Origin of the sequence: Mycobacterium sp. (assembly GCF_049278535.1) — a bacterium.
Classification (GTDB): Bacteria; Actinomycetota; Actinomycetes; order Mycobacteriales; family Mycobacteriaceae; genus Mycobacterium.
On record NZ_JBAPMI010000311.1, the window covers coordinates 1 to 10,560 of the forward strand.

The 10,560-nt window shown below is 65.4% G+C and carries 9 protein-coding genes, 2 tRNA genes and 1 pseudogene; 3 read left to right on the forward strand and 9 right to left on the reverse strand.

Annotated features, from left to right (window positions below):
* On the reverse strand, nucleotides 1-533 hold a 533-nt coding region (locus WAO18_RS20670), incomplete at its 3' end, for an aconitase family protein (RefSeq protein WP_422208101.1).
* A gap of 51 nt (nucleotides 534-584) precedes the next feature.
* Between WAO18_RS20670 and WAO18_RS20675 the strand changes: the two genes are divergently transcribed.
* Both WAO18_RS20675 and WAO18_RS20680 read left to right on the forward strand, forming a co-directional pair.
* The gene (locus WAO18_RS20675) at nucleotides 585-1,286 is read left to right on the forward strand and encodes an IclR family transcriptional regulator (RefSeq protein WP_422208102.1); all 702 of its coding nucleotides are present in this window, start codon (nucleotides 585-587) and stop codon (nucleotides 1,284-1,286) included.
* A 57-nt stretch (nucleotides 1,287-1,343) separates the two neighbouring features.
* On the forward strand, nucleotides 1,344-1,844 hold the full coding sequence (locus tag WAO18_RS20680; protein WP_422208103.1) for a PPOX class F420-dependent oxidoreductase: 501 nt from the start codon (nucleotides 1,344-1,346) through the stop codon (nucleotides 1,842-1,844).
* A 17-nt stretch (nucleotides 1,845-1,861) separates the two neighbouring features.
* Here WAO18_RS20680 and WAO18_RS20685 read toward each other — a convergent pair.
* The 3 genes from WAO18_RS20685 to WAO18_RS20695 form a co-directional block, all read right to left on the reverse strand.
* A tRNA-Glu gene (locus WAO18_RS20685) sits at nucleotides 1,862-1,934 on the reverse strand.
* Between the two features lie 84 nt (nucleotides 1,935-2,018).
* Nucleotides 2,019-2,090: transfer RNA gene (locus WAO18_RS20690), tRNA-Gln, on the reverse strand.
* Between the two features lie 257 nt (nucleotides 2,091-2,347).
* Nucleotides 2,348-3,127: a fumarylacetoacetate hydrolase family protein gene (locus WAO18_RS20695; RefSeq protein ID WP_422208104.1), complete on the reverse strand. Its 780-nt coding sequence runs from the start codon at nucleotides 3,125-3,127 to the stop codon at nucleotides 2,348-2,350.
* Nucleotides 3,128-3,221: 94 nt separating this feature from the next.
* Between WAO18_RS20695 and WAO18_RS20700 the strand changes: the two are divergent.
* Nucleotides 3,222-4,298: pseudogene (locus tag WAO18_RS20700) on the forward strand (MFS transporter); the annotation flags it as partial.
* Nucleotides 4,299-4,431: 133 nt separating this feature from the next.
* Here WAO18_RS20700 and WAO18_RS20705 read toward each other — a convergent pair.
* The 5 genes from WAO18_RS20705 to WAO18_RS20725 form a co-directional block, all read right to left on the reverse strand.
* Nucleotides 4,432-5,442 (reverse strand): 3-isopropylmalate dehydrogenase, encoded by a 1,011-nt coding sequence (locus WAO18_RS20705; protein ID WP_422208105.1) that lies wholly within the window; start codon nucleotides 5,440-5,442, stop codon nucleotides 4,432-4,434.
* Nucleotides 5,439-7,025: a phosphoglycerate dehydrogenase gene (serA, locus tag WAO18_RS20710; protein ID WP_422208106.1), complete on the reverse strand. Its 1,587-nt coding sequence runs from the start codon at nucleotides 7,023-7,025 to the stop codon at nucleotides 5,439-5,441. Before serA ends, WAO18_RS20705 begins: the two co-directional genes overlap by 4 nt.
* 268 nt (nucleotides 7,026-7,293) lie before the next feature.
* On the reverse strand, nucleotides 7,294-8,295 hold the full coding sequence (ilvC, locus tag WAO18_RS20715) for a ketol-acid reductoisomerase (protein ID WP_422208109.1): 1,002 nt from the start codon (nucleotides 8,293-8,295) through the stop codon (nucleotides 7,294-7,296).
* A 65-nt stretch (nucleotides 8,296-8,360) separates the two neighbouring features.
* The gene (ilvN, locus tag WAO18_RS20720; protein WP_422208107.1) at nucleotides 8,361-8,876 is read right to left on the reverse strand and encodes an acetolactate synthase small subunit; all 516 of its coding nucleotides are present in this window, start codon (nucleotides 8,874-8,876) and stop codon (nucleotides 8,361-8,363) included.
* A 49-nt stretch (nucleotides 8,877-8,925) separates the two neighbouring features.
* A partial coding sequence (locus WAO18_RS20725; protein WP_422208108.1) for an acetolactate synthase large subunit occupies nucleotides 8,926-10,560 on the reverse strand: 1,635 nt, incomplete at its 5' end.

Consider the following 10,560-nt stretch of genomic DNA (forward strand, 5'->3'; position numbering starts at 1 on the left):
ATCGCGTCCGGCTTGACCTGGCGCATCGTCTGGGTGGCCAGCACGTGCTCGACCTGGGTGGTGCCGATCCCGAAGGCCAGCGCGCCGAACGCGCCGTGCGTCGAGGTGTGGCTGTCGCCGCACACCACCGTCATTCCCGGCTGAGTCAGACCGAGTTGCGGACCCACGACATGGACGATGCCCTGTTCGATGTCGCCCATCGGATAGAGCCGAACGCCGAATTCCTCGCAATTGCGGCGCAGCGTCTCCACCTGTGTACGCGACACCAGGTCGGCGATCGGCTTGTCGATGTCGATCGTCGGCACGTTGTGGTCTTCGGTGGCGAGCGTCAGATCGGGCCGCCGCACCGGCCGGTCGGCCAGTCGCAGACCGTCAAAGGCCTGCGGGCTGGTGACTTCGTGCACGAGGTGCAGATCGATGTAGATCAGGTCGGGTTCGGTGCTGCCGCCCGACGCCACCACATGGTCGTCCCACACCTTCTCCGCAAGGGTGCGCGGACGGGCTGCGTCGTTGTGGGCTGAAGTTTTCGTCACGAGCTCATCCCAATTCGTTGATCTCACTATGCGAGACGTTAGTATCTCTCTGTGAGACAGGATAGCGGCATCGGCGTTCTTGACAAAGCCGTGGGGGTATTGCGCACGATCGCGGAATCGCCCTGTGGGCTAGCTGAATTGTGCGATCGCACAGGTCTACCCAGGGCAACCGCACACCGATTGGCTGCGGGCTTGGAAGTTCATCGACTGCTGGCCCGCGACAACGAGGGCCGTTGGCGTCTGGGTCCCGCGATCAGCGAGCTGGCGACCCAGGTCAACGACCCATTGCTGGCGGCCAGCGCGGTAGTTCTGCCACGACTCCGTGAGATCACCGGCGAGAGCGTCCAGTTGTACCGGCGCGAAGGCACCTCGCGAATCTGCATCGCAGCGATGGAACCGCCTGCAGGCCTGCGCGATACGGTCCCCGTCGGCGCGCGCTTGCCGATGACGGCCGGTTCCGGAGCCAAGGTGCTTCTGGCATACAGCGACGACGCCATCCGTGCGGCGGTGTTGCCCGACGCGAAGTTCAGCGACCGCGTGCTGGCCGAGGTGCGGCGCCGCGGTTGGGCTCAGAGCGCAGCCGAACGCGAGCCCGGAGTGGCAAGTGTCTCGGCGCCGGTGCGTGATGCCCACGGTTCGGTGATCGCCGCCATCTCGGTGTCAGGTCCTATCGATCGGATGGGCCGCCGGCCGGGCGCACGCTGGGCTGCCGACCTGCTGGCGGCCGCCGACGCGCTCGCTCGCCGGTTGTGATGCACACCGCATCGCCCGCGGTTCGAGTGTCGAATAGTGACCTGACACACTGTCGCCATGGGAACGAACCAGCGTGCGCAGATCCTCATGTCCGAGGCGGAGATCACCGACTTCGTCACCAATAGCCGTACCGGCACGCTAGCCACCATCGGTTCGGACGGGCAGCCACACTTGACGGCGATGTGGTACGGCGTGGTCGACGGCGAGATCTGGCTGGAGACCAAAGCCAAATCGCAGAAAGCCGTCAACCTCAAGCGCGATCCGCGAGTCAGCTTCATGATCGAGGACGGTGACACCTACGACACTCTGCGCGGGGTGTCGTTCGAAGGCGTCGCTGAGATCGTGGACGATCCGGATGCGATATTCCGCGTCGGCGTCAGCGTGTGGGAGCGTTACACCGGGCCCTACACCGAAGAGATGAAGCCGGCGGTGGACATGATGATGAATAAGCGTGTCGCGGTGCGCATCGTGAGCCGGCGCAATCGCTCGTGGGACCACCGCAAGCTAGGAATTCCGGCGATGCCGGTCGGCGGCTCAACCGCCGCGGCCGCGAGCTGACACGCATTATGAGTGAGTAGCCCCGATGGGATTCGAACCCACGCTACCGCCGTGAGAGGGCGGCGTCCTAGGCCGCTAGACGACGGGGCCGGAACCGATCCGAGCAGCCAGCATAGCTCAATGCCGTACGCCCACCTAATCGCTAGGCGGTGGAACGACATTGGAAAAATACTGCTGGGGTACCAGGACTCGAACCTAGAATGGCTGAACCAGAATCAGCTGTGTTGCCAATTACACCATACCCCATTGGCTGCCTAAAACTGCTGTTCAGAGGCCTGTCTGCCGAACCTGCGCGGTCATACGGGCACTGCTGTCAGCCGTGATGGGCCGACGTGCACACTACCAAACAAACAGGTCACACCTCACCCGCGCCCGACACCGCGGCCTCCCCCGGACCGCCGACGGCCGGCGTGCGAATATGAGTAACCCCCATCACCGATCACAGCAGATGCGCGCGACATCGGCGACGCCAGGTCACAACACTGCGGGATGGGCCATCCAAGCTACGGATTCTGTTTTTGGACAACAGGATTCGATAGAGTTCCGATTTCGGAAATGGTGATGTTGACGGTGTCGCCGTCCACGATGGGACCCACGCCCGCGGGTGTGCCGGTCAGGATGAGATCCCCCGGCAGCAAGGTCATCACCGCCGAGATCCACTCCACGATCGAACCGACATCGTGGATCATCAGCGAGGTCCGGCTGTCCTGTTTGACCTCGCCGTTGACCTCGGTACGCAAGGTCAGGTCGGACGGGTCGACGTTGGTCTCGATCCAGGGTCCGACAGGGCAGAACGTGTCGTGACCCTTGGCCCGGGTCCACTGGCCATCAGCCTGCTGCTGATCGCGAGCCGACACGTCGTTGGCAATCGTGTAGCCCAGAATGCTCTCGGACGCGCGATCGGCCGTGACGTCCTTGCAGGGGCGGCTGATGACCGCCGCCAGCTCGCCCTCGAAGTGCACCGGCGATGCGTTGCCCGGCAATCGAATCGGCACATTGGGTCCGATGATCGCGGTGTTGGGTTTGAGGAAGATGACCGGGTCGGCCGGCGCCGTGCCACCCATCTCGGCGATGTGGTCGGCATAGTTCTTGCCGATACAGACCACCTTGCTGGCCAGGATCGGGGCCAGCAGCCGCACGTCGGCCAGCGGCCAGGTGCGACCCGTGAAAGTCGGAGTGCCAAACGGATGCTCAGCGATCTCACGGACGGTCATTTCGTCGGGTTCGCCCTCAATGGAGACGAACGCGACGCCATCGGGACTGGCAATTCGGCCAAGGCGCATTCGCCTCAGCCTAGTGAGCGCCGACCGGGGCCCGCACGGCCGGGGCGGTTGTCGCTTACACCCAGCAACCACATGGCTATGCGAGCATGGATCGATGTCGACGGATTCGGCCCCGACGGTCGGACTCACTGCGGGCCGACGCTGGTCGATCGTCATCATTTCGCTGCTGGTAACCGCGAGCGCATTCATCTTCATCAACGGCGTCGCCTTTCTGATCCCCGCACTGGAAGAGGATCGCGGGACGACGCTGGCCGAAGCCGGACTGCTGTCGTCGATGCCGAGCTTCGGCATGGTCGCGACGCTGATCCTGTGGGGCTATCTGCTCGACCGGGTGGGCGAACGGGTCGTGCTGACGGTCGGCTCGGCGCTGACGGCGGGCGCCGCCTACGCGGCGACCACCGTGCACTCCACGGTCGCGTTCGCAGCGTGGCTGTTCGTCGGAGGCATGGCGGCCGCCAGCTGTAACTCGGCAGGCGGTCGGCTGGTCTCCGGTTGGTTCCCACCGGAGCAACGGGGTTTGGCGATGGGCGTCCGGCAGGCCGCGCAACCACTCGGAATCGCGTTGGGCGCGTTGGTCATTCCAATCTTCGCCGAGCACGCCCGGTCGGCGACGTCGGCACTGATATTCCCGGCCGTGCTGTGCGCGGCGGCCGCGGTGCTCAGCGTTGTGGCCATCATCGACCCACCGCGCAAGGAATGGGACGAGGCCACCGAACAGGAGTTGGCCAACCCGTACCGCGGATCTTGGGTGCTGCGAAGAATTCACGCCGTCTCGGCGCTGCTGATGGTGCCCCAGACCGTGACCGTGACGTTCATGCTGATCTGGCTGATCGCGAACTATCGGTGCTCGATTCCGATGGCGGGTTGCCTTGTCACGGTGTCACAGTTGCTCGGGGCGGTGGGCCGCGTCCTGGTCGGCCGGTGGTCGGACCGGGTCGGGTCGCGGCTGCGACCGGTCCGGATCATCTCCGCCGTCGGTGTCGTGGCTCTCGTCGGCTTGGCGTTTGCCGATCATCTGCGCTCATTCATCGCGGTGCCGCTGATGGTCGCCGCCTCGGTCGTGGCAGTGCTCGACAACGGGCTGGAATCCACCGCGATCACCGAATACGCCGGACCGTTCTGGAGTGGGCGCTCACTGGGCCTGCAGAACACCTATCAGCGGCTGATGGCGGCCGGCGCACCACCGGCGTTCGGTGTGCTGATCGCCAACCACAGTTATCCGCCGGCATTTCTCCTCTGCGGGCTGTTCCCGCTACTCGCGGTGCCGATCGTGCCGGCCAGCACGTTGCCGCCCGGCCTGGAGACTAGAGCGCGGACGCAATCCTTTCGCCGACTTCGGCGGTGGATAGTTTTTCGGGCGGGCGACTGGCCAGATGGGACGCCACGGCCCGGTCCACTCGCGCGGCGGCAGCGTCTTCGCCGACGTGGGAAAGCAGCAGCGCCACCGACATGATCGCGGCGGTCGGGTCCGCGATCCCCTGACCGGCGATATCCGGCGCGCTGCCGTGCACCGGTTCGAACATCGACGGGTTGGTTCGGGTGGCGTCGATATTTCCACTGGCCGCCAACCCGATTCCGCCGCAGACCGCGGCGGCCAAATCGGTGATGATGTCGCCGAACAAGTTGTCGGTGACGATGACATCGAAGCGGCCGGGATCGGTGACCAGGTGGATGGTCGCGGCGTCGACGTGCTGGTAGGCCACCTCGACGTCGGGATACTTCTCGCCGACCTCCTGCACGGTCCGTGACCACAGGGAGCCGGCGAACGTCAGCACGTTCGTCTTGTGCACCAATGTCAGATGTTTGCGACGCTGCTGAGCGCGCGTGAACGCGTCTTCCACAACTCGGCGGACACCGAACGCCGTGTTGATGCTGACCTCGGTGGCCACCTCATGGGGAGTACCGACTCGAATCGCGCCGCCGGTTCCGGTGTAGGGGCCCTCGGTGCCCTCGCGGACCACCACGAAGTCGATGTCCGGGTTGCCGGCAAGCGGGCTGCTCACGCCCGGATAGAGCCGGCCGGGCCGCAGGTTGACGTGGTGGTCGAGCTCAAATCGCAGCCGTAGCAGCAGACCTCGCTCGAGCAGGCCACTTGGCACCGAAGGATCGCCGATGGCGCCCAACAGGATTGCGTCGTGGCCTCGCAGTTCGGCCACCGCGGTATCGGGCAGCACTTCACCGGTCGCGTGAAATCGCTTGGCGCCCAAGTCGTAATGCGTTTTGTGCACGCCGGGCAAGACCGTGTCGAGCACCTTGACCGCTTCGGTCACGACCTCAGGCCCGATCCCGTCACCCGGGATGACGGCGAGTTTCACGACAGGTCAACCGCTTCAAGCTTGTTGGCCTTGACGGCTGACCTGATCTCAGCGCGGACGTCGGCGGGTACATCGCGATCTACCCGCAGCAGGATCGTCGCACCGGGTCCCTCGGCATCCTCGGACAGCTGGGCGGCCTGGATGTTGACTCCCGCGGTGCCCAGCAGCGTGCCGATCTTGCCCAGCGCCCCGGGCTGATCGGCGTAATTGATGACCAGATAGAAGCCCTGGGCGCGCAGATCGAAGTTGCGGCCGTTGATCTGCACGATCTTCTCGACCTGCTGCGGACCGGACAACGCCCCGGCCACGTTGACGACCGAACCGTCAGCGGCCACGGCGCGGACATCGACGACGCTGCGGTGGTTGGGGCTTTCGGTGGCAGTGCTGATATCGGCGGCCACGCCGCGTTCTTCGGCGATCGCCGGGGCGTTGACGAACGTCACCTGGTCCTCGATCACCGCTGAGAACAAACCGCGCAAGGCCGAAAGCCGAAGCACGTCAACATCTTCGCTCGCCAGCTCACCGCGCACCTGCACCGACAGCGACGTCGGCAGTTCCTCGCTGAGCGCACCAGCCAGCACCCCGAGCTTGCGGGCCAGGTCCAGCCATGGCGCCACCTCTTCGCTGACCGCGCCGCCGCCGACGTTGACCGCGTCCGGAACGAATTCGCCTGCCAGCGCCAGCTTCACGCTGGCGGCGACGTCAGTGCCGGCGCGGTCCTGGGCCTCTTCGGTCGATGCCCCGAGGTGCGGGGTTGCGACCACCTGCGACAGCTCGAACAGCGGGCTGTCCGTGCACGGCTCTTTGGAGTAGACGTCGACGCCGGCACCGCGCACATGTCCGCTGGAGATGGCGTCGGCCAGCGCCGCCTCGTCGATGAGTCCGCCACGAGCGGCGTTGACGATGATGACGCCCGGCTTGGTTTTGGCCAGCGCCTCTTTGTCGATCAGGCCGGCGGTCTCGGGCGTCTTCGGCAGGTGCACCGAGATGAAGTCCGCCCGTCCCAACAGATCGTCGAGGCTGAGCAGTTCGATGCCCAATTGCGCGGCCCGCGCCGCAGACACGTAAGGGTCGTACGCGACGATGTGGGCCTCGAATGCGGCCAGCCGCTGGGCAACCAGCTGTCCGATGCGGCCCAAGCCGACGACTCCGACGGTCTTGCCGAAGATCTCGGTGCCGGAGAACGACGACCGCTTCCAGGCGTGCTCGCGCAGCGAGGCATCAGCGGCCGGAATCTGCCGGGCCGCGGACAGCAGCAGCGCCACGGCGTGCTCGGCGGCGCTGTGGATGTTCGACGTCGGCGCGTTGACGACCAGCACACCGCGCTCGGTGGCCGCATCGACGTCGACGTTGTCCAGCCCGACGCCGGCGCGGGCGACGATCTTGAGTTTGGGTGCAGCGCTCAGCACCTCGGCGTCGACGGTTGTGGCCGAACGGACCAGCAGTGCGTCAGCCTCGGGCACCGCGGCCAGCAGCTTCTCGCGGTCGGGGCCGTCGACCCAGCGCACCTCAACCTGGTCACCCAGGGCCTCGACGGTTGATTGGGCAAGTTTGTCAGCGATCAAAACAACAGGCAGGCTCACGCGGGCCAGCCTAACGGTCAACCTTGACCCGACGAACGCCACGGTCGCCGATCGCACCCGCTAGCAGCGTCGAACGTGCATTCAGAGCGAGAAAATCGCCAAAATTTCGCTCTGAGTACGCGTTCGGCGCGGGGGCTCTGCGTGTCGGTGCCCAGGTGAATCCGGTCGGTAACCCCGCGACAGGGGCCGGGGCCCGCGAAAGATAAGCCAGATACACGAAACGCCGCAGACGGTCGCGATGGTTTAAATCTCGCGGCGGCCCACCCCGCTAGGCGGTTTCGGTGATCGGGCGGTCGACCCAGCTCATCAGGTCGCGCAGCTTCTTTCCGGTGACCTCGATCGGGTGCTCGGCGTTCTCCTTGCGCAGGCCCTCGAGCTCCTTGTTGCCGCCCTCGACGTTGGCGACCAGCTTCTTGGTGAAGGTGCCGTCCTGGATGTCGCGCAGGATGGCACGCATGCGCTCTTTGGTGTCGGAGTCGATGACACGCGGACCCGACAAATAGCCACCGAACTCCGCGGTGTCGGACACCGAGTAGTTCATCCGTGCGATGCCGCCCTCGTACATCAGGTCGACGATCAGCTTGAGCTCGTGCAGCACCTCGAAGTAGGCCATCTCCGGCGGGTAGCCCGCCTCGACCATCACGTCGAAACCGGTCTTCACCAATTCCTCTGTGCCACCGCACAACACGGCCTGTTCACCGAATAGGTCGGTTTCGGTCTCGTCTTTGAAGGTGGTCTTGATGACGCCGGCGCGGGTGCCACCGATCGCCTTGGCGTAGGACAACGCCAGCGCCTCGCCGTTGCCGGCGGGGTCCTGGTCGACGGCGATCAATGCGGGAACACCCTTGCCGTCGACAAACTGGCGACGCACCAAGTGCCCCGGGCCTTTCGGCGCCACCATCGCGATGGTGACGTTGCCAGGCGGCTTGATCAGGTCGAAGTGGATGTTGAGCCCGTGCCCGAAGAACAACGCATCGCCGTCCTTCAAGTTGGGTTCGATGTCATTCTTGAAGATGTCGGCCTGCGCGGTGTCGGGCGCCAGCAGCATGATCACGTCGGCCCACTTGGCGACCTCGGCGGGGGTGTCGACCGTCAGACCCTGCTCTTCGACCTTGGCCCGCGACTTCGAGCCCTCCTTCAGGCCGACACGAACCTCAACGCCGGAGTCGCGCAGGCTCAGCGAGTGCGCGTGTCCCTGGCTGCCATACCCGATCACGCCGACTTTGCGGCCCTGAATGATCGACAGGTCGGCATCATCGTCGTAGAACATCTCCAAAGCCACGTGAATGTCTCCTTCTCTCTTGGCTTTTCGAACTAAATCTCGAATTGGGTCAACTACTTTGCGGTACCGATAGCGCGTGGTCCCCGGGAGAGTGAAACCACTCCCGATTGGACGATTTCGCGGATGCCGAACGGCTCGAGCACCTTCAGCAGCGCTTCGAGCTTGCCGTGGTCACCCGTGGCCTCGATGGTCAGCGATTCCGGCGATACATCGATCACCTTGCCGCGGAACAGGTTCACCGCTTCGATGACCTGGCTGCGGGATCCGGCGTCGGCCCGGACCTTGATCAGCGCCAACTCGCGAGACACCGATTTGTCGTCATCCTGCTCGATGATCTTGATGACGTTGATCAGCTTGTTGAGCTGTTTGGTGATCTGCTCGAGAGGGGTGCTCTCCGCGGAGACCACGATGGTCATCCGCGACATGTCCTTCTGCTCGGTGGCACCGACGGCCAGCGACTCGATGTTGAACCCGCGTCGCGAGAACAGCGCCGCCACCCGGGCCAGCACACCGGGCTTGTCCTCGACAAGCACCGACAAGGTGTGCGTCGTCGTCGTCGATCCGGTCATATGCGCCGCTCCTCCTCATCGCTACGCTCTGCATCGTCGCCGACGCGCATCAGGCGTGCCCTTCGCTTTCGTCGTCGAACAGCGGGCGGATGCCGCGGGCAGCCTGGATCTCGTCATTGCTGGTCCCGGCGGCAACCATCGGCCACACCTGCGCGTCGGCGCCGACGACGAAGTCGATCACCACCGGGCGGTCGTTGATCGCGCGAGCCTGGTTGATCACGTCCACGACGTCTTCCTCACGTTCGCAACGCAATCCGACACAGCCCAGCGCCTCGGCCAGCTTGACGAAGTCCGGGATCCGGCGCGAGTGGGTGGCCAGGTCGGTCTGCGAGTACCGCTCCTCGTAGAACAGGGTCTGCCACTGCCGCACCATTCCCAGGTTGCCGTTGTTGATCAACGCGACCTTGATCGGCGCGCCTTCGATCGCGCAGGTGGCCAGCTCCTGGTTGGTCATCTGGAAGCAGCCGTCGCCGTCGATCGCCCAGACCTCGGCGTCCGGACGGGCCATCTTGGCGCCCATGGCCGCCGGGACGGCGAAGCCCATGGTGCCCAACCCCCCGGAATTGAGCCAGGTGCGCGGCTTTTCGTAGGAGATGAACTGCGCGGCCCACATCTGGTGCTGGCCGACACCGGCGACGTAGACCGCATCGGGGCCGGCGATCTCGCCCAGCTTCTCGATGACGTACTCCGGGCTCAGGCTGCCGTCGCTCTGCGGCCCGTAGCTCAGCGGGTAGGTGGCCTTCACCCCGTCGAGGTAGTTCCACCACTTGGCGATGTCGATCTTCGCCGGGGCGTCATCGTGCCGAAGCGCCGCGATCAGCTCGGTGATCACGGCCTTGACGTCGCCGACGATCGGCACATCGGCGTGCTTGTTCTTGCCGATCTCGGCGGGGTCGATGTCGGCGTGAATGACCTTGGCCTCGGGGGCAAACGAGGCGAGTTGTCCGGTGACCCGGTCGTCGAACCGGGTACCCAGTGCGATCAGCAGGTCACTGCGCTGCAGTGCGGCCACCGCGGAGACAGTGCCGTGCATACCCGGCATGCCCAAGTGCTGGCGGTGGCTGTCCGGGAAGGCGCCGCGCGCCATCAGAGTGGTGACCACCGGGATTCCGGTCAGCTCGGCCAGCTCCCGCAACTGCTCGGTGGCCTCGCCGCGGATGACACCGCCGCCGACGTAGAGCACCGGCTTGTGCGCCGCGGCGATCAGCTTGGCAGCCTCGTGGATCTGGCGGTTGTGTGGTTTGGTGTTCGGCTTGTAGCCGGGCAGATCCATCCGCGGCGGCCAGCTGAACGTGCACGGCGCCTGCAGCACATCTTTCGGGATGTCGACGAGCACCGCGCCCGGCCTGCCGCTGGCGGCGATGTGGAAGGCCTCGGCCATCACCCGTGGGATGTCGTCGCCGTCGCGAACCAGGAAGTTGTGCTTGGTGATCGGCATCGTGATGCCGGAGATGTCGGCTTCCTGGAAGGCATCGGTGCCGATGAGGGCACGACCGACCTGTCCGGTGATGGCGACGACCGGGATCGAGTCCATCTGCGCGTCGGCCAGCGGCGTCACGAGGTTGGTGGCACCGGGACCCGAGGTCGCCATCATCACGCCCACCTTCCCGGTGGCGTGCGCGTAACCGCTGGCCGCGTGCCCGGCGCCCTGTTCGTGCCGGACCAGCACGTGCCGCAGCTTCTC

Coding starts and splice junctions, on each gene's coding strand:
- WAO18_RS20680 (WP_422208103.1), top strand. CDS start 1,344: ATGGGAACGAACCAGCGTGCGCAGATCCTCATGTCCGAGGCGGAGATC.
- WAO18_RS20695 (WP_422208104.1), bottom strand. CDS start 3,127: ATGCGCCTTGGCCGAATTGCCAGTCCCGATGGCGTCGCGTTCGTCTCC.
- ilvC (WP_422208109.1), bottom strand. CDS start 8,295: ATGTTCTACGACGATGATGCCGACCTGTCGATCATTCAGGGCCGCAAA.
- ilvN (WP_422208107.1), bottom strand. CDS start 8,876: ATGACCGGATCGACGACGACGACGCACACCTTGTCGGTGCTTGTCGAG.